This is a genomic window from Chitinophaga sp. W2I13, assembly GCF_050434005.1.
Classification (GTDB): Bacteria; Bacteroidota; Bacteroidia; order Chitinophagales; family Chitinophagaceae; genus Chitinophaga.
Map to the genome: position 1 here is coordinate 1991104 of NZ_JBNPWD010000001.1, position 18705 is coordinate 2009808.

General features: G+C 47.2%; 16 protein-coding genes. 8 read left to right on the forward strand and 8 right to left on the reverse strand.

The window, feature by feature from the left end; translation table 11 throughout:
- Window positions 1–15: 15 nt before the first annotated feature.
- The 3 genes from QFZ48_RS07950 to QFZ48_RS07960 all read left to right on the forward strand — a co-directional run bounded on the left by QFZ48_RS07950 (window position 16) and on the right by QFZ48_RS07960 (window position 2867).
- A complete protein-coding gene (locus QFZ48_RS07950; RefSeq protein WP_429061871.1) occupies window positions 16–2298 on the forward strand; it encodes a GH92 family glycosyl hydrolase in 2283 nt (760 codons plus the stop codon).
- Window positions 2299–2394: 96 nt separating this feature from the next.
- Window positions 2395–2688 (forward strand): hypothetical protein, encoded by a 294-nt coding sequence (locus QFZ48_RS07955; protein WP_429061873.1) that lies wholly within the window; start codon window positions 2395–2397, stop codon window positions 2686–2688.
- Complete coding sequence (locus QFZ48_RS07960) at window positions 2679–2867, forward strand: hypothetical protein (RefSeq protein ID WP_429061874.1); 189 nt, start codon at window positions 2679–2681, stop codon at window positions 2865–2867. Before QFZ48_RS07955 ends, QFZ48_RS07960 begins: the two co-directional genes overlap by 10 nt.
- A 68-nt stretch (window positions 2868–2935) precedes the next feature.
- Here QFZ48_RS07960 and QFZ48_RS07965 read toward each other — a convergent pair whose 3' ends face one another.
- The 8 genes from QFZ48_RS07965 to QFZ48_RS08000 form a co-directional block, all read right to left on the reverse strand.
- Window positions 2936–6349, reverse strand: coding sequence for a ThuA domain-containing protein (locus QFZ48_RS07965; protein ID WP_429061876.1), 3414 nt, complete (start codon window positions 6347–6349; stop codon window positions 2936–2938).
- A 9-nt stretch (window positions 6350–6358) separates the two neighbouring features.
- Window positions 6359–7102, reverse strand: a complete 744-nt coding sequence (locus QFZ48_RS07970) for a ThuA domain-containing protein (RefSeq protein ID WP_429061878.1) — start codon at window positions 7100–7102, stop codon at window positions 6359–6361.
- A 133-nt stretch (window positions 7103–7235) separates the two neighbouring features.
- The gene (locus QFZ48_RS07975) at window positions 7236–7958 is read right to left on the reverse strand and encodes a 3-keto-disaccharide hydrolase (RefSeq protein ID WP_429044246.1); all 723 of its coding nucleotides are present in this window, start codon (window positions 7956–7958) and stop codon (window positions 7236–7238) included.
- A gap of 29 nt (window positions 7959–7987) precedes the next feature.
- Window positions 7988–8401 carry a c-type cytochrome gene (locus tag QFZ48_RS07980; protein ID WP_429061880.1) on the reverse strand — a complete coding sequence of 138 codons (414 nt, stop codon included), beginning with the start codon at window positions 8399–8401 and terminating at the stop codon, window positions 7988–7990.
- Between the two features lie 54 nt (window positions 8402–8455).
- Window positions 8456–9511: a sugar phosphate isomerase/epimerase family protein gene (locus QFZ48_RS07985; RefSeq protein WP_370911086.1), complete on the reverse strand. Its 1056-nt coding sequence runs from the start codon at window positions 9509–9511 to the stop codon at window positions 8456–8458.
- 3 nt (window positions 9512–9514) lie between these two features.
- Window positions 9515–10678, reverse strand: a complete 1164-nt coding sequence (locus QFZ48_RS07990; protein WP_429044241.1) for a Gfo/Idh/MocA family protein — start codon at window positions 10676–10678, stop codon at window positions 9515–9517.
- Window positions 10679–10701: 23 nt separating this feature from the next.
- Window positions 10702–11985, reverse strand: a complete 1284-nt coding sequence (locus tag QFZ48_RS07995; protein ID WP_429044240.1) for an MFS transporter — start codon at window positions 11983–11985, stop codon at window positions 10702–10704.
- A 359-nt stretch (window positions 11986–12344) separates the two neighbouring features.
- The gene (locus tag QFZ48_RS08000) at window positions 12345–12527 is read right to left on the reverse strand and encodes a hypothetical protein (protein ID WP_429044238.1); all 183 of its coding nucleotides are present in this window, start codon (window positions 12525–12527) and stop codon (window positions 12345–12347) included.
- A gap of 66 nt (window positions 12528–12593) precedes the next feature.
- On the opposite strand from QFZ48_RS08000, the gene QFZ48_RS08005 reads away from it, so the two are divergent.
- The 5 genes from QFZ48_RS08005 to QFZ48_RS08025 all read left to right on the forward strand — a co-directional run bounded on the left by QFZ48_RS08005 (window position 12594) and on the right by QFZ48_RS08025 (window position 18676).
- On the forward strand, window positions 12594–12791 hold the full coding sequence (locus QFZ48_RS08005; RefSeq protein WP_429044235.1) for a hypothetical protein: 198 nt from the start codon (window positions 12594–12596) through the stop codon (window positions 12789–12791).
- Window positions 12792–12970: 179 nt separating this feature from the next.
- Window positions 12971–16294, forward strand: a complete 3324-nt coding sequence (secA, locus tag QFZ48_RS08010; protein ID WP_429044233.1) for a preprotein translocase subunit SecA — start codon at window positions 12971–12973, stop codon at window positions 16292–16294.
- 86 nt (window positions 16295–16380) lie between these two features.
- Entirely contained in the window at window positions 16381–17046 is a 666-nt protein-coding gene (deoC, locus tag QFZ48_RS08015; RefSeq protein WP_370911090.1) for a deoxyribose-phosphate aldolase, read from the forward strand.
- 30 nt (window positions 17047–17076) lie between these two features.
- The gene (locus QFZ48_RS08020) at window positions 17077–17517 is read left to right on the forward strand and encodes an SPOR domain-containing protein (RefSeq protein WP_370911091.1); all 441 of its coding nucleotides are present in this window, start codon (window positions 17077–17079) and stop codon (window positions 17515–17517) included.
- Window positions 17501–18676 (forward strand): M20 metallopeptidase family protein, encoded by a 1176-nt coding sequence (locus tag QFZ48_RS08025; RefSeq protein ID WP_429044228.1) that lies wholly within the window; start codon window positions 17501–17503, stop codon window positions 18674–18676. The genes QFZ48_RS08020 and QFZ48_RS08025 overlap by 17 nt, the downstream gene beginning before the upstream one ends.
- The last annotated feature ends 29 nt before the right edge of the window (window positions 18677–18705 follow it).

The window sequence follows — 18705 nt, forward strand, 5'->3', positions numbered from 1 at the left end:
CTAAAATCAACCGCTATGAGGAAACTACTTTTACCTTTACTCTTCTTTCCATCCCTGTGCGCAATGGCACAGGAGAATGTAATACAATATGTGAAGCCGATTACCGGCACACAGCGGATGGGCCACACCTATCCGGGTGCTACGGTGCCTTTTGGTATGGTGCAGCTTAGTCCTGAAACCGATACCATTCCTTACGAAATGAATGGGAAGTATAACCCCGATGTATATAAGTATTGCGCGGGTTATCAGTATGAAGATAAAACGATTGTTGGCTTCAGTCATACCCACTTCAGCGGTACCGGCCATTCCGACCTGGGTGATTTTCTCATCATGCCTACCGTGGGCGCACTGCAATTAAACCCCGGTACGGCAGATCATCCTGAAAGTGGCTACAGATCTAAATTTTCCCATAGCACGGAAATAGCGGAGCCTGCTTACTATAAAGTGAAACTGGAAGATGATAACATCCTCGCAGAACTTACCGCCAGCAACCGCGTGGGATTTCACCAGTATACTTTTCCCGGTACCGGCCAGGCGCATATCATCCTGGATATGATGTCCGGTATTTACAACTACGACAATAAAAACGTGTGGACCTTTATCCGGGTAGAAAATGATACCCTGATCACCGGGTTCCGCCAAACTAACGGTTGGGCACGTACGAGAATAGAATATTTTGCCATGACCTTCTCGAAACCCTTTGTTCAGTACGGGCATCAGAATTATGCCAAAGATGTGTACAAAGGCTTCTGGAGAAAGTTTGACCAGTCGAAGAACTTCCCGGAAATGGCAGGAAAACAGATCCGCGCCTATTTCGACTTTAAAACAACACCCGGTGAAAAGGTCAAAATTAAATTTGCTTTATCTCCGGTCAGTACCGAGGGCGCACTGAAAAACCTGCGGGCGGAAATTCCGGGTTGGGATTTCGACCAGGTAAAACGCGATGGACAGGCACTTTGGACCAAAGAGCTGAATAAAATTCATATTGAATCAAAAAGCCGGGAAGAGAAAGAAAACTTCTATACCGCCATGTACCATGCGTTCATCAACCCTACCACTTACATGGATGTGGACGGACAATACCGCGGACTGGATATGAACATTCATACCGCAAACGGGTATACGAACTATACTACCTTTTCACTCTGGGATACCTACCGGGCATTGCACCCACTGTTTAATGTGATCCAGCCGAAACGGAATGCCGATATGATCCAGTCGATGCTGAATCACTATGAACAAAGTGCACAACACATGCTGCCTATCTGGTCGCATTATGCCAATGAAAACTGGTGCATGATCGGCTATCACAGCGTGTCCGTTATTGCTGATGCCATCATGAAAGGCAACGCTCCGTTTGATGTGAACAAAGCACTGGATGCATGCGTAACGACGGCGCGTCACCGCACTTACGACGGATTGGAATATTATATCGACAGGGGTTATATACCGGAAGATAAAAACGGTTCTTCGGTTTCCAAAACCCTGGAGTATGCATATGACGATTGGTGTATTGCACAGGTAGCTAAGAAATTAGGGCGGACAGATCTCTATGAAGAATTTATTAAACGTTCGCTGAATTATAAGAATGTATACGATTCCAACACCGGTTTCATGCGTCCAAAACTGAACGACGGTACCTTTAAAGCTAACTTTGATGCCCTGCAAACGCACGACCAGGGCTTTATTGAGGGGAACGCCTGGAACTATAGTTTATATGTGCCTCACTACCCCGATGAAATGATTGCCATGATGGGTGGTAAGAAACAATTTACCATTCACCTCGATTCCCTGTTTACCATGGAATTGCCCGATAAATTTTTTGCTGAAACAGAAGATATCACCCGCGATGGCATTATCGGTAACTACGTTCATGGCAACGAGCCTTCGCATCATGTGGCTTACCTGTATAACTGGACCGGCTATCCGTGGAAAACACAGGAGCGTGTACGCATGATCCTGAAAAAGATGTACCACCCGGGACCTGATGGTCTTGGCGGTAATGACGACTGCGGACAAATGAGCGCCTGGTACATTTTCACCACGCTGGGCTTCTACCCGGTTTGCCCTGGTTCCGACCAGTATTCGCTGGGCAGCCCGGCTATTGATAAAGCAACGCTGCAGCTGGAAAACGGTAAAACCTTTGTGGTGGATGTAAAAAATCAGGGTGATAAAAATGTATATGTACAAAAGGTATTGCTCAACGGCACGCCGTTGAACCGTTTGTATATCACACATGCCGATATCATGAACGGCGGCACCATCACTTTTTATATGAGCGCCAAACCAAAGAAATAACAAGAGTGCCCAATCAGACAACTGGCTGTTTCCGGTTACGGAAGCAGCCTTTTTTATGCCGTCATATTCCTATCTTGGCGGTAATAAATAACAAAAATGATTGCTATTGTTAAAGCAAACATCAACAACCTGGTTGATGTATGGCGTATAGCCAGCACCCCTTTCAACGCCTGTGTAGAAACGCTGGATTTCAGCTGGTGCAGTGTGCCTGGCCTGGAATGGCCCAATAAACTGTGGTTTAACGGAGATATTACGGAAGAAGTAATGCGAAAGGCACTGGATAGTATTCCTTCCGGCAAAATGGTCATCCCTTATTGGAATGCTACGGGGGAAGAAATTATTATCGCGCAGGGAGGGATAAAGGGTTCTGAGCAGATGGGGTGGGCGTGATTCCGGAGGCGAGAAGAAAAGGATTTGCCAATGAAATTATGGCGTTTGTATTGAATGAATCCCTGGCGCTGAATGCACGCTATGCTACGCTGCAGGCCTCACAAATGGGGAAAGGCATATACCTGGACATGGGATTTGAAGAACAGTTTGTTATCAGGAATTATGCCGTGCATAAGTGAATTTGTCTTATAAAAAGAAAGGGGAACTCTTATACAGAGCTCCCCTTTCTTTTTATAAAAAACTAGTATTATGGATGCAGGGTAAATGACACGATACCCAACTGTACTTTTTGCGCCGCATCAATTGCTTTGTAGCGGAAATACAGGTTGTGTTTCTTGCCGTCTGTTACCGGGGTAAAGTTGAAGTTTACCTTGTTCGGAACTTTTGGTTGTGCACCCGGACCAATGGTCACTTCACCCAGGCGGGTGCCGTTGGCATCATCCAGGAATGCTTCTACTATAAAGCCGGATTGTGGTGTTTCCTGCACCAGGTAAGCGAGTTCGATACCGCTTACACCCGTCAGATCCAGGTTGTTGTAAGTGGCCCATCCTGCTGTGTTAGAAGGAATAAGGAACTTCGTACCATTTACAGCGAATACCGCCATGCCATCTGCTTTGCTGAAATCTGCCGCCGCCAGTTTGGGGCTGATCAGTTCTGCAGAAGCAGTGCCGGTGATAGGCTTAATGCCAGGACCACCCTTATCGGTATAGCTGGCCAACAGGTATAACACACCGTTGTCTTTTGGTTCGCCGCCCAATGTAGGGTTGACGCTGCCGGTTACGGGCAGGGATGGTACCTTAGGTGCATTGCCACCGATGGAATAAATATATTCCACCAGTTGTTTTGCTTCACCCACAGAGATGCCTGGATGTGCAGACATGGCTGTTTCGCCCCATACGCCGCCACCGCCGTTGATGATCTTTTTAGCGAGCATTTCAGGTGCGGCAGGATCGTCCTTATACTTTTCTGTTATTTGCTTAAAAGAAGGCCCGATAGATTTTTCGTCCGGCTTGTGACAGGTTTTACAATCGGATACTTCCATGATATTTTTACCGGCAATAGCACCGGTAATGATCTGGTGTCCCTGTGGTTGTGCAGCTTTGTCACGACCTTCTACATAGTCCGCCTTTACAAAAATGTTATTGGCGTCCAGTTTACCATCTGCAGAATTGCCATCTTCCTTATCCGAGATATTAACCGCATACTGGATGGGTTTACCGGGGAAGTAGAACATCTGGTTACCGGTAATATTGATCTTTACATCAGGTGTTTCATTACCGGCGTAGAGGTCAATGGATTTGCTCTTTGTTTTGGCGCCTTTATCATCTGCCACTTCCACAAATACAGGATATTCACCTGCAGCACTGTAGGTGTATTCTACACTCGGCTCAGTGGTTTCTTTCTTTGTGCCATTACCAAAATTCCAGAGGTAGGTGAGTTTATCGCCATCAGGATCTTTGGATCCTTCTGCGGTTAATTTCACTTTAAATGGTAAGCCGCCGGTGGTGCGCGTAGCGTGTATATTAGCTACAGGTGCGCGGTTGCCGCCATTGAAATCAATGCGGGAAAGACCTGCATCTGCATTTTTGCTGAACCATCCGTTACCATATTCGAGGATATACAGGCGGCCGTCCGGACCCATTTCCATATCGATGGGTGCGTTCAGCTTGGTGTTAGGCATAAACTTTTCCATTTTGGAGAAGTCGCCGTTCTTATCCATGGTTACGGCCATTATCCATCCGCGGATCCAGTCGTAGATAAACAGTTTATCGTTATAGTAATCCGGGAAACGGGTTTCTTTTGGATAAAATTCGCTGTGATAAATGGGGCCTGCCTCTGCGTTACGGCCACCACTACCTACAATCGGGAACTCATCTGATTTCGCATAAGGATACCAGATGAAGGCGGGAGTAGCCGGTGGCAACTCTCTCAGACCGGTATTGTTGCGGGAATCATTGATCGGTTTCAGCGGATCAAAATAAGGACCGCTTTCACCTGTTTCATAATTATATTGACGGTAAGGTTTATTGTTGGCAATAAACATCGGGTAACCGAAGAAGCCGGGCTTTTTCGCCTGGTTTACTTCATCGTATCCTCTCGGCCCTCGCAGGGAGTCGTCGTTATTGGCATCCGGCCCTACTTCTCCCCAGTATACATATCCTGTTTTCTGGTCTACCGACATCCGGTAAGGGTTACGGGTACCCATTGCATAAATTTCAGGACGTGTGCCTTTTGTACCTTTCGGGAACAGGTTACCGTCCGGAATAGTATAGGAGCCATCTGCTTCTACTTTGATACGGATGATTTTTCCGCGGAGATCGTTGGTGTTCGCAGAACCGCGGCGGTCATCATACTGCAGGTGACCGGGACGGTCATCGGTAGGACCATAACCTTTGCTCACATATTGCTGTCCGGGTTCGTCAAATGGCGTGGTGTTGTCGCCTGTGGATAAGTACAGCAGTCCGCCTGGCCCGAATGCAATAGAACCGCCGGTATGGCAGCAGATATCACGCTGGGAGTAGAATTGCAGGATTACTTTTTCAGAAGACATATCCAGTTTGTTGTTTTCAAATTTGAAACGGGACAAACGGTTTACGGAAGTATCTACCGGTGAATACATCGCATAGATGTAGTGATTGTTTTTAAAGTCGGGATCTGCGGCAAGGCCGAGGAATCCTTCTTCTGCATTTACCTTTGGTACATCGGTGTGGTGATATACTTTGAGGAAACCTACCTGTGAAAGTTTCTTTTCTGCTGCATTGTAGAGCATCAGTTCCCCGCGGCGTTGCGCCACCAGGATATCCAGGTTAGGGAGTATAGCCATTTCCGTTGGTTCGAAGAACTCACCGGATACCAGCACATTTTTGGTAAAGCGGTCTTCTTCCGGTACACGCAGCGTTTTAGCGGCGCTGTAGTCAAGTACCTGGTTTTTACCAATGGCGTATTTGATACCGCCGGCGAGGTGTTTCAGGAACAGGCTGTCGGTATAAGATTCTTCCGTATGACCAAGACCGGTATAAAAAGCGCGGCCGCCATCATAATCGTGATACCAGCTGATGGGGTGATTGCCGCCCATAGTACCACCCTGGTAGGACTTTTCGTCCAGTTTCAGCAATACAGTAGTGGTGGTATCTACATTTTTATAATTATACCACTCGTCGGTATGTTCCCATTTTTCGGGAAGTCCTTCTGTAGCGGGAAAAGACTTTTCAATTACATCAACTATAGCTTTATGAACGCCCGGAGGATGGCTCTGGAACCATGCACCGGCGAGGTGGTTATACCAGCCCCATTCGTATTCGGTGTCGGCTGCTGCGTGTACGCCTACGTAGCCACCACCTGCCTGGATATATCTTTCGAAATCGGCTTCCTGGTAGTTATTGAGCACATCACCGGTAGTGCTCAGGAAGATAACGGCGGCATATTGCGCCAGGGTATCTTCATTAAATTTAGCGGCATTTTCTGTAGTGTCTACATCAAATCCGTTTTCCAACCCCAGTTTCTGAATGGCTTTAATACCAACAGGGATGGAGCTGTGACGGAAGCCGCTGGTTTTGGTAAATACCAGTACCCTGGGTTTACCGGGGCGTGATTTTTTACAGGCTGCGAGACCAACAACAACGAGTGCCAGCAGCAGAAAAATTCTGAGAGTATGTTTCATTATTACGGATTATTTTTTGGGTTTCCAGTTGCCGATGGCGTATTCGATGCCACCCAGCAAATGTTTCAGATATACGGGGTCCTGGTAAGCTTCTTTCACATGGCCCATTTCGGTATAAAAGGCGCGGCCGCCTTCAAAGCTGTGATACCAGCACATTGGATGGTTATCACCATTTTTGCCACCGGTATAACTGGATTCATCAATTTTGATGAGCACATGTACGTCGGGGTTAAGATCTTTGAAATTGTACCATTCGTCTTTGCGGATCCATTCGTCTGGTAAATCTTTTGTAGCCGGATGATTATGGTCCACTACTTTGAGGGTAGCTGTTTGCTGGCTCGGATGACTCAGGAACCAGGCGCCTGCCAGTTTGTTATACCACGGCCAGCCGTACTCCGTATCTGTAGCTGCGTGGATACCCATCCATGCACCGCCTTTGTGGATATAATTCTGAAAAGCCACCTGTTGGGCGCTGTCTAGCACGTCGCCGGTGGTGCAGCTGAAAATGACAGCTGCATATTTTTTCAGGTTGTCGGCAGTAAAGGCACTGGCATCTTCAGTAGTGTCTACTTCAAAGCCATTTTCCTTTCCGAGTTGCATGATAGCTATTTTGGAAGCGGGAATGCAATCGTGCCGGAAGCCTTTTGTTTTTGAGAACACGAGCACCCTTTTGGTCTTGTGTTTATGCTTTGCCTGCACGGAAATGGAGCCGGCGAGGAGCAAGAGTGTAATAAACGCGGTTAATGCTTTCATCTTATTTTACGTGGGAATGGAAATAAAAAAAATCAGAGAAGTAAAAAGCAAAAAGCTACTGAAGTATTGAGATAAGCGAGCGCCCATCTCCGCTTCAGTAGCTTTTTGCTTAATGCCTTTGCGCTATCGGAAATTAAAGAACTCTTATTTTGATATTACGGTACCATACATCATCGCCATGATCCTGCAGGGCGATATGACCTTTCGCATGTTTGCCGAACTCTTTCCAGTCGTGGAATTTGCTTTTTGCTACCAGTGCATCCCATTCTGGTGTGCCCATGGTAGTTTCGGCAGTTTTCACGCCATTGAGCCAGAGGGTCAGGTGACCATCTTTCTTCGTTAATTTGGCGGAATTCCATTCACCAACCGGTTTGGCGGGCCTGGTAGAAGCTTTGATGAGATCGTATAATTCACCCGCATTGTGTTTTGGGTTTTTACCATCGGGATGGCCGGCATCATCAATCACCTGCATTTCAGGACCGGAGAGGTAAGTTTGGCTTAAAGAAGGATCTTCATGAACGCTGAAGATAAGACCGCTGTTGCCGCCGGGAGAAATTTTCCATTCGTAACTCAGCTCATAATTTTCGTATTCTGCGTCAGTAACGAGATCTCCGCCGGGTGCGCCATTCTTTTTGGCTTCCTGGTTCAGGCCAATCGCACCATCAGTTACGCCCCATGCGGGACTGGCTGTGGATTTCAGGTAAGTATGCCAGCCTTTGGTAGAAGTACCATCGAACAGGAGTACCCATCCTTGCTTCTTCTCCTTCGCTGACAGGGTATTTAATTTCTGGGCTTTTACTGCGGTGGTACCGAGAACGGCAGCTACCATCAGTGCACCCATGATTAATTTTTTCATTCCGGATGATTGAGTTTATGATAAATCAATTATTTGCCAATAGATAAGATATAGCTTACCATTTCTTTGGCATCTTCTTTTGAAATCTGTGGGTGTGGCAACATAGCTACTTCGCCCCAGTTACCTGAACCGCCTTTGATTACTTTATCGGCCAGTTTTTCCACATTCTCCGGTGTGTTAGGATACTTGCCTGCAATGTCTTTCAGGGCAGGTCCTACCACTTTCATTTCTTCTTTATGACATGTTTTACAATCGCTTTCAGCCATCAGTGTTTCGCCTTTGCTTACTGGTTTGTTGGCATTTGGTGAAACCATTGAATTATCTGCTGCTGGGCTTTCATGAGTGCTAACGGTGTCTGCGTTTTCTGCTTTTTTCTCACCACCTCCGCAAGCTGCAAAGAATAATACACTTAATACGAGCGGCGCCAGATATCTCTTTCTCATTTGTTGATTTTTTTATTTGGTTATTGTTTACTAACGATCGGTGGATTGGTTGGCTTACAAGCCTAATATTCTTTTATTGAAGGCATCATCTGTACCGCCTCCTGCAAAGTCATCAAATGCCTTTTCAGTGACACGGATAATATGATCCTTGATGAAGGGGGCGCCTTCTTTAGCGCCATCTTCCGGATGTTTAATACAACATTCCCACTCCATAACGGCCCAGCCGGCAAAATCGTATTGGGCCATTTTACTGAAGATGGATTTAAAGTCTACCTGGCCATCGCCCAGAGAGCGGAAACGGCCCGGACGATCGATCCATGCCTGGTATCCGCCGTAAACGCCGGAGCGGCCGGTGGCGTTGAACTCTGCATCTTTTACGTGAAAGGCTTTAATCCTTTCGTGGTAAATATCGATATATTCCAGATAATCGAGGCATTGCAGCAACAAGTGACTTGGATCGTACAGCAGGTTGGCGCGGGTATGGTTACCGGTGGCTTCCAGGAAGCGCTCAAAGGTGATACCATCGTGCAGGTCCTCTCCCGGGTGAATTTCATAGCAAACGTCTACGCCGTTGGCATCAAATTCATTGAGGATCGGGAGCCAGCGTTTTGCCAGTTCAGCAAAACCTGTTTCCACCAATCCTGCCGGACGTTGTGGCCACGGGTACATCGCCGGGGCCCACAATAGGGCGCCGCTGAATGTGGCGTGGGCATTGAGGCCCAGGTTACGGCTGGCTTTCGCAGCATACTTCAGCTGATTTACCGCCCACTCCGTGCGTGCCTGGATATTATTGTGATATTGTGCAGGCGCAAAGCCGTCGAACATCTCCGTAAAAGCAGGATTTACTGCTACCAACTGCCCCTGCAGGTGTGTGCTCAGTTCGGTGATTTCAAGCCCGGCTGCATTAACAATGCCCTTGATTTCATCTGCATAGGTTTTGCTTTCAGCAGCCTTTTGCAGGTCTATCAGGCGCGTTTCCCAGGTGGGGATCTGTACTCCTTTGAAACCAATGGAGGCGGCCCATTCACAGATAGATTTCAGATTATTGAACGGCGCTTCTTCTCCCATGAACTGCGCCAGAAAAATACCAGGTCCTTTTATCGTTTTCATATGCTATATCTCGAAGTTAGTCCATTTAGCATCGCTTTGTGAAGAGCGTACTACGTTGTCGATGAATGCCATACCACGTACGCCTTCTTCTGTACCCGGGAAATCCAGTGATTCCGGAGATGGCTGAACACCATCGATCTTTGCAGATAGCGTTTGGGCGAAGTTGCGGTACAGGTTACCGAATGCTTCCAGGTATCCTTCCGGATGGCCGCCCGGCGTGCGGGTGTTGTGGGTCATGTAAGACGACTGGAAATTGTATCCGCCGCCTGCGCGGTAAATTTCGGTTGGTTTATCCAGCCATTTTACCAGGAGGGTATTAGGCTCGTGCTGTGCCCATTCGAGGCCACCCTTTTCGCCGTATACACGGATCTTCAGGGCGTTCTCTTCACCGGCTGCCACCTGCGATGCCATTAATACGCCGGCAGCGCCGTTGTCGAAGCGGAGCAATACTGCGCCGTCGTCGTCCAGCGCGCGGCCTGGAACCATAATGTTGAGATCAGCGCACAATTTTTCAATTTTAGCGCCGGTGATATATTCTGCCAGGTTCGCTGCGTGGGTACCGATGTCGCCCATACAGCCGCTTTTACCTGATTTTTTTGGATCTGTTCTCCAGGCTGCCTGTGCGTTACCTTCTCTTTCACTGAGTTTGCTGAGCCATCCCTGCGGATATTCCACCCATACTTTACGGATTTTGCCCAGTGCGCCGTCTTTCACCATCTGCCTGGCTTGTTTTACCATAGGGTAGCCGGTGTAGGTATGTGTGAGTAAAAGCGTTAAGCCGGTAGCTTCTACTTTTGCTTTTAATTGTTTGGCTTCGTCGAGGGAAAACGTGATCGGTTTTTCGATAACTACGTTGAAACCCAGGTCCAGCGCCATCATGGCAGGTTCAAAATGGGCGAAGTTTGGCGTAACGATGGTTACGAAGTCCAGCCGTTTCTCTGCCGGCATTTTCGCTTCATTTTCCAGCATGGTTTTAAAATCGAGGTAGGTGCGTTCCGGATCGAGGAACAACATTTTACCTGATTCTACTGCTACGTCGTTATTAATGCTGAGGGCGCCGGCAGTCAGCTCAATCAGTCCGTCCATATTGGCTGCAATACGGTGAATTGCACCAATGAAGGCATCCTTACCGCCTCCTATCATTCCCATTCTAAGTTTCCGTGTCATATTTACAATTATCGTTTTATAATTTATACTATTTGAACGTGTGCTTTTTCTACTTTTTTGCGGCTGCGCATGTAAAAGAAAAGTCCTGTGAAAGCCACTATCAGGATAACGGGTATTATCAGGGTGGCGTTAATGATTTCCGGACCGGCTACTGCGGTGGCCTGACTGAAAGCGGTAGCTTCTGCAGAACCGGGGGCAGCGGAGCGGTAAGCATCCAGGGATGCACCGGCAGGCAGTTGTTTTACGATGATACTATCATAGAACCCGCCCATAAAATACATGTATACAGATACGGCAAACATACCGGCGCCGCCCATCAGGTTCATGCCCAGTGCACCTGATTCGGGGATATTTTCTGATATAAAGCCCAGCATGGTTGGCCAGAAATAAGTAACGCCCATACCAAAGATAAAGGCCGCCACAAATACCATGTTGCCAGATACATGAGAAAGTAAATATAAGCCCAAAGCGGATAAAATCGCAGAAATAAGTAAAACGCCGGTAGGAGAAATTTTATGCACCACAGGGCCGGCGATGCCTCTCCCAAGTACCTGTACACCTGCAGTTAATGCCAGTATGAGGATGGAATTTTCGGTTACATTTTTCAGTAATACCTCAATCCACTGTCCGGTGAAAAGCTCTGTGATGGCAGTGCCAAACATCAGGATAAACATCACAATAAACAGGGGGCTTAATACAGATTTGTACATCTGCGCAGAAGATACGCCGGATGCCACTCTTTCTGTAACAGGAAACTCAAGCTTCATAAAAAGATAACCATAGATCAGGGTGGGGATCACCATAGTGGCTACCTGCAGCTGCCAGCTGAGGCCAATTTTGGTAAGTAAAAATACCAGCAGGGTACCCACTACGATACCGCCGGGGAACCACAGGTGAAAGTGATTCAGTTTGGTGGTTTTGTTGTCGGGGAAAATAGTGGCCACGAGCGGATTACACGCCGCTTCCACGGTACCGTTGGCCATCCCGATAAACAGGGTGGAGATGAACAGCGACCAGAAGCCGTTCGCAAATACCGTTAGCACAATACCCAGCAGGTGCAGGATAAAAGCTGCCAGCAGTAACCGTTTCATGCCTATGGCATCTACAATGAATCCTCCTATAATCACTGCCAGCGGGAATCCCCAGAAAGCAGTTCCCGCAATGATGCTCAATTGTTTGGTATCCAGGTGGAACTCAACGCCTAAGCGGCTTAATATTCCGGCACGGATGCCAAAGGATAATGATGTTACCAGTAGCGCCATACAGCTTGCTACGAACAATTTTTGCGGCTGAATTGCATTTGCCATAAACGTGGATATTTGTGTAAATAAGTTAAAACGGCTATTAAACCTTTAAATTTATAAAAAGTATTTTCATATTTCCATCTTTTTATATGGGCGACGGGCATTTTTTTTGAAAATTTTCTTTTCTGACGCTGACCAGCAATCCCAGCGGGGAGCTGGTCGCAGATCCCCTGTTTGGCTGGTCATATTTTATGATAAGCGGTTTGCCGGGAAAGTGCCGGAATGCCCGGGGTAACACGATAATAAGGCTAACAGTGGCATCAGCCGCAATTTCGTACAGGCGTTGGCGAAAGATATAACGGGAACATCCGGTTAGAAAGCCAGGGCTTAATGCGTTGCAAAATATCCTGCCGGATCTTAGCTTACAGCCACGGATATCCATGCACCACGCCGTGTACTGGTATTTTGGCAGATATAAGCCTGAGCCCTCCCGGCAGCAATACTGCCAATTTGGGCGCTGCGCTATAAACAAATAACCGGCAGCTGGCTGATTGGCTGCTTTCCTGCGACAGTCCTATATTGTACGAAGCCATTTTCCAGGGCATTGCCGGCCGTGGTTTGTTGTATTACTTCCGGAAATTGGCTTGGTATGAGATTTACTGTCCTTAAAAATGGCAGGACTGGCTCGTAAAAAGAATACAGGGTATCCGGCCGGAGTGGCTATACCACTAACTTTTTCGGCTGATATGAAAGATATGTTAATTGATAATGGCAAAATGCAAAATCCCTTCAAAATCCCCCTTGAATCACCGAATTTATTCCTACTTTTACAGGCCTTGCCGGGACGGGCTGTAAAACTGACACCTTGACAGTTCGTCTTTAACAAGCACAATATTTGAGTAATCTGGATGCCGTCTATCCAACTGACGAAGCCCGCAGCCTTTGTGCCACAGGCTGGTGAAGCAGAAATCTATCAACTGATACACGCTGCCTGGATGGGATCAGGTTACAATAAATAGAAATCGTAATTCGTAATTAAACATTTAACATGTTAGGTTTTTTATCAAAGCTATTTGGAGGGAATAAATCAGAAAGGGATATTAAATCCATCTCTCCGGTGGTGCAGCAGATTAATGAGGAGTACGAAAAACTACAGTCCCTGCCTATCGATGACCTCCGCCATAAAACGCAGGAATTCCGCGCACGTATCGCTGAGCATCTTGCCACTATCGATAAAGAAATAGCGGAAAAACAAGCCAGCGCAGATGAAGAGGAAGATGTAACTGTAAAGGACACGATATACCAGGAAATAGATATTCTTAAAAAAGACCGTGACAAGCAACTGGAAGTAGTACTGAAAGAATTATTACCCGCCGCTTTTGCAGTAGTAAAAGAAACAGCCCGCCGCTTTACCAATAACACCACGTTGACTGCTACCGCTACAAACCTGGATCGTCAGCTCGCTGTGAGAAAGGATTATGTGACCATTGAAGGCGATAAAGCCATCTGGAAAAACAGCTGGAGCGCTGCCGGCAGCATGGTTACCTGGAACATGGTACATTATGATGTGCAGCTGATTGGTGGTACCGTACTGCACCAGGGTAAAATTGCCGAAATGGCAACAGGTGAAGGTAAAACCCTCGTATCCACACTCCCTGCTTATCTCAATGCGCTGGCAGGACAAGGCGTACATATCGTAACGGTGAATGATTACCTGGCACGTCGTGACTCCGAGTGGAACGGACCTCTTTTCGAATTCCTCGATATTACCGTAGACTGTATCGATAAGCATCAACCCAATACACCAGACCGCCGTAACGCTTACCTGGCGGACATTACGTATGGCACCAACAATGAATTCGGTTTTGACTACCTCCGTGATAACATGGTACACAACCCGGATGAAATGGTACAACGTAAACACCATTACGCCATGGTGGATGAGGTGGATAGCGTACTGGTGGATGATGCCCGTACTCCGCTGATCATTTCCGGCCCTATCCCCCGCGGTGAAGAGCAGGAATTCCATGCATTAAAACCACGTATCGAATACCTGGTGGAAATGCAGAAGAAAGCAACCAATCAATATCTGCAGGAAGCAAAGAAACTGATTGCAGAAGGTAAAGATGATCCTAAAACCGGTGGACTGGCCCTCATGCGCGCCTGGAGAGGCTTGCCAAAGAGCAGTGCACTGATCAAATATCTCAGCGAACCTGGTAACAGGGTATTATTACAAAAAGCTGAAAACTACTACCTGGCAGATCAGCAACGCGAAATGCCAAAAGTAGATGAAGGCCTGTTCTTCGCTATCGAAGAAAAACAAAACAGTGTAGATCTCACTGATAAAGGTATTCACCTGATCACCCAGGGCGGAGAAGATGCTAACTTCTTTATCCTCCCGGATGTGGGAACTGAACTGGCCGAAATTGAAAAGCTGCCGCTGACACCAGAAGAAAAACTGCAGCGTAAAGATGTACTGCTGCAGGACTTTGCCGCTAAATCAGACCGTATCCACTCCGTGCAGCAGCTGCTGAAAGCCTACACTTTATTTGATAAAGATGTGGAGTATGTGGTAATGGACGGTAAGGTAAAGATCGTGGATGAGCAAACCGGCCGTATCCTTGATGGACGCCGTTACTCAGACGGATTACACCAGGCAATTGAAGCAAAGGAAAATGTAAAAGTGGAAGCTGCCACCCAAACATTTGCCACCATCACCCTGCAGAACTTCTTCCGTATGTATCATAAGCTGGCCGGTATGACCGGTACAGCATCCACTGAAGCCGGTGAGCTCTGGGAGATCTACAAACTGGATGTGGTAACCATTCCTACCAACGTTCCTATTTCCCGTGTAGATGCGGAAGATCTTGTATACAAAACAAAGAGAGACAAATACAAAGCAGTTATCGAAGAAATCAAGCAGCTGCAGACAAAAGGACGTCCTGTACTGGTAGGTACTACCTCTGTGGAAGTGTCTGAATTGCTGAGCAAAATGCTCACCTTCGAAAAAGTGCCGCATAATGTACTGAATGCGAAGCAACACGCCCGTGAAGCACAAATCGTTGCGGAAGCAGGTTTGCCCGGAGCAGTGACCATCGCCACCAACATGGCGGGTCGTGGTACGGATATCAAGCTCGGACCTGGCGTGAAAGAAGCCGGCGGGTTAGCCATCATTGGTACAGAAAGACATGAAAGCCGTCGTGTTGACCGCCAGCTGCGTGGTCGTGCCGGTCGTCAGGGTGATCCGGGAACTTCACAGTTCTTCGTTTCCCTGGAAGATGACCTGATGCGTATGTTCGGTTCAGAACGTATTGCCGGCCTGATGGACCGTATGGGCTATAAAGAAGGAGAAGTGATCCAGCACAGCATGATCACCCGTTCCATTGAAAGAGCGCAGAAGAAAGTAGAAGAAAATAACTTCGGTATCCGTAAGCGTTTGCTGGAGTATGATGATGTAATGAATAAACAGCGTACGGTGATCTACGCAAAACGTAATCACGCCCTGTTTGGCGAACGACTGGCAATAGACATCGATAACGCTTTCTACGATGTAGCGGAAAATATGGTGTCTACCCACAAAGCCAGCGGAGATTATGAAGCATTCAAGATGGATGCGATCATGAACTTCTCCATCGATACAAAAATCACCAGTGAAGAACTGGCCAAGACAGATATTCCTAACCTGGCCAACAAGCTGTATTTCGAAGGAAAAGATAACTATACACGTAAGGTAAATGATCTTATCAGTAATACTTTACCGGTAATAGAACGTATCTACCAGGAACAGGGCCACCAGATCGAAAATATCTCTATACCATTTACAGATGGTAAAAAAGGTATCAACGTACTGGCCAACCTGCAAAAGGTAGTGGAAACAAAGGGACATGAAACCATGAGCGCCCTGGAACGCAGCATCACTCTGGCTTTGATTGATGAGTCGTGGAAAGAGCACCTGCGTGCAATGGATGACCTGAAACAATCCGTACAGAGTGCCGTATACGAACAGAAGGATCCTTTGCTGATCTACAAATTTGAAGCATTCAACCTGTTCAAGGCGATGGATGGTGAAACCAGCCGCGATATCGTTTCTTTCCTGACCAAATGCGGTATCCCCGTAAGCAACCAGGAACAGGAAGCTGCTCCGGAAATCCGGGAAGGCCGGGAAGAAAAAACCGATATGAGCCGCATGCGTGCTTCTCATGAGGAACTGGCGGAAAACGGCAGTCACCAGAACAGCGCCCCTGAAATTCAAACGGCTGAAGAAGTAAAAGCAGAGCCTATCCGCCACCAGGGTCCACAAATAGGTCGCAATGATCTTTGCCCATGTGGTAGCGGTAAAAAATACAAACAATGCCACGGTAAGAACGCCTAAGCGCACCTGCCTGGAAATGATATCAGAACGGATTACGGCAACGTAATCCGTTTTGCATTAATTTCGCCTTGTAATCAAGTAAATGAATGATGGAGATTAACCGCTATATAGACCATACTGTATTGAAGCCCACCACCACGCTGGAAGACGTTAAACAGTTGTGCATGCAGTGTGTGGAGTACGATTTTGCAGCGGCCTGTGTGCCCCCGTTATATGTGAAGCTCGCCAAACAATTCCTGGGCGCTACCAATACCAAAATAGCCACGGTGATCGGCTTCCCTTTCGGTTATTCCGCTATTGAAGCCAAAGTAGCCGAAACAGTACTGGCTATTGTAGACGGCGCCGATGAACTGGATGTGGTGATCAATATCTCTGCTATCAAAAATAAAGACTGGGAATACCTGGAAAAAGAGATCGCCAATATCATGTACCTGGTGCGGGAAAAGAATAAAGTCATTAAGATCATCATTGAAAGTGGCATATTATTGGAAGAAGAAATTGTGCAGTGCTGCCAGCTGTATGCGAAGTATGGCGTGGATTTCATGAAAACGTCTACAGGATATGCAGAAAGAGGCGCTACCGTAGAGGCAGTAAAGCTGATGCGGGCTAATTTGCCGGCTAACATACAAATAAAAGCTTCCGGAGGTATTCGTACCTTTGCTTTTGCGAAAGAGCTGATAGATGCCGGCGCTACCCGGATCGGGGCCAGTGCCAGTGTGAACATAGTAAAAGAAGGCAAGGAAGCCCAGTAACGATTATTCATAGTTAATTATACCGTATTCATGCAAAAGTTATTCATCCTGGTGTGCTGTCTGTTGGGGAGTGGTGTGGCCATGGCGCAGGACAATGCAACCGCCGGCAACGGAAATGTGAGAGTGGTGAAAGATAGTCGTTTGGACGCGCTGATTAAAAAACAGATCTACATTAACACCCTGGCCATCCGCAACCAGTCCGGTTTCCGGGTACAGGTAATTTCTACCAACAAACGCGGCGATGCCAATGAAGCCAAAGCAAAAGTAATGCAGCTTTTTGGCGACTACCGCACCTATCTCGATTACCAGGCCCCGTATTTTAAAGTGCGCGTAGGTGATTTTAAAACCCGTGAGGAAGCATCTGAATTACGGGACAAATTATCCGACCTGTTTGCAGGTGGTGTATTTGTAGTACCCGCCATTATTAACGTGTCACTGGATAAAGAACTATCGAATGAAGAACCGTATTAAAGAGCTGGCAAAAGCATATGCCCCTGAATTTACTGCCATCAGGAGGCATCTGCATTCCCACCCCGAATTGTCTTTCCAGGAATTTGAAACCACTGCTTATATACAACAGCAGTTAACCGCGTTCGGTGTTCCTTTTAAGGCTGGTATTGCCGGCACCGGCATCATCGCGCTGATAGAAGGAAAGAACCCCGCCTCCAAAACCATCGCGCTGCGTGCTGATATAGATGCATTGCCCATCACTGAAGCCAACGATGTGCCCTATAAATCCACCAACGTGGGCGTAATGCATGCCTGCGGGCATGATGTACATACTTCGGTGGTACTAGGCGCTACCAAAATATTGAATGAATTAAAAGAGGAGTTTGAAGGCACCATTAAAGTGCTGTTTCAGCCGGGTGAAGAGAAACATCCCGGCGGCGCCAGCATCATGATTGAAGAAGGCGCTCTTGAAAATCCCCGCCCGGATGCCATCCTCGGATTACACGTGCATCCTTCCATGGAAGCCGGTAAGCTTGGATTTCATGCCGGTAAGTATATGGCTAGTGCAGATGAAATTTATATAACCATCAAAGGAAAAGGCGGCCATGCCGCGCAGCCACATCTTACGGTAGATACCATCCTGGTAGCCTCTCAACTGGTAGTAAGCTTACAGCAGATTATCTCCCGTAACAACAATCCTTTCTCCCCCTCTGTATTATCAATCTGTGCTTTCAATGGCGGATTTACTACCAATGTGATTCCCAGCGAAGTAAAGCTGATGGGTACTTTCAGGGCTATGGATGAAACCTGGCGTTTCAAAGCGCATGAGCTGATACGCAAACAGGCCACCGGTATTGCCGAAGCGATGGGCGCCGGAATTGATATTGAAATATTGGTAGGCTATCCTACTTTATATAATAATGAAGAAGTAACCACGAAAGCCCGTGGCTTTGCTACGGATTACCTGGGCGCCGAAGCAGTGGGGGATACCGAAATCAGGATGGGTGCGGAAGATTTCGCCTTTTATTCACAAGTGGTACCGGCGTGCTTCTTCCGGCTGGGTACCGGCAATACAGCCCGTGGTATTACTTCCGGTGTACATACGCCCACTTTTGATGTAGATGAACATGCGATCGAGATAGGTATCGGAACGATGGCCTATCTGGCTACGCAGTTTTAAAGAGAGATAACAACTTTAAAAAGATATAA

Excerpts from the sequence above, each read along its gene's own strand:
- QFZ48_RS07950 (WP_429061871.1), top strand. The coding sequence starts at position 16 with ATGAGGAAACTACTTTTACCTTTACTCTTCTTTCCATCCCTGTGCGCA.
- QFZ48_RS07955 (WP_429061873.1), top strand. The coding sequence starts at position 2,395 with ATGATTGCTATTGTTAAAGCAAACATCAACAACCTGGTTGATGTATGG.
- QFZ48_RS07965 (WP_429061876.1), bottom strand. The coding sequence starts at position 6,349 with ATGAAACATACTCTCAGAATTTTTCTGCTGCTGGCACTCGTTGTTGTT.
- QFZ48_RS07970 (WP_429061878.1), bottom strand. The coding sequence starts at position 7,102 with ATGAAAGCATTAACCGCGTTTATTACACTCTTGCTCCTCGCCGGCTCC.
- QFZ48_RS07975 (WP_429044246.1), bottom strand. The coding sequence starts at position 7,958 with ATGAAAAAATTAATCATGGGTGCACTGATGGTAGCTGCCGTTCTCGGT.
- QFZ48_RS07980 (WP_429061880.1), bottom strand. The coding sequence starts at position 8,401 with ATGAGAAAGAGATATCTGGCGCCGCTCGTATTAAGTGTATTATTCTTT.
- QFZ48_RS07985 (WP_370911086.1), bottom strand. The coding sequence starts at position 9,511 with ATGAAAACGATAAAAGGACCTGGTATTTTTCTGGCGCAGTTCATGGGA.
- QFZ48_RS07990 (WP_429044241.1), bottom strand. The coding sequence starts at position 10,678 with ATGACACGGAAACTTAGAATGGGAATGATAGGAGGCGGTAAGGATGCC.
- QFZ48_RS07995 (WP_429044240.1), bottom strand. The coding sequence starts at position 11,985 with ATGGCAAATGCAATTCAGCCGCAAAAATTGTTCGTAGCAAGCTGTATG.
- QFZ48_RS08000 (WP_429044238.1), bottom strand. The coding sequence starts at position 12,527 with ATGCCCTGGAAAATGGCTTCGTACAATATAGGACTGTCGCAGGAAAGC.
- QFZ48_RS08005 (WP_429044235.1), top strand. The coding sequence starts at position 12,594 with ATGGCAGGACTGGCTCGTAAAAAGAATACAGGGTATCCGGCCGGAGTG.
- secA (WP_429044233.1), top strand. The coding sequence starts at position 12,971 with ATGTTAGGTTTTTTATCAAAGCTATTTGGAGGGAATAAATCAGAAAGG.
- deoC (WP_370911090.1), top strand. The coding sequence starts at position 16,381 with ATGATGGAGATTAACCGCTATATAGACCATACTGTATTGAAGCCCACC.
- QFZ48_RS08020 (WP_370911091.1), top strand. The coding sequence starts at position 17,077 with ATGCAAAAGTTATTCATCCTGGTGTGCTGTCTGTTGGGGAGTGGTGTG.
- QFZ48_RS08025 (WP_429044228.1), top strand. The coding sequence starts at position 17,501 with ATGAAGAACCGTATTAAAGAGCTGGCAAAAGCATATGCCCCTGAATTT.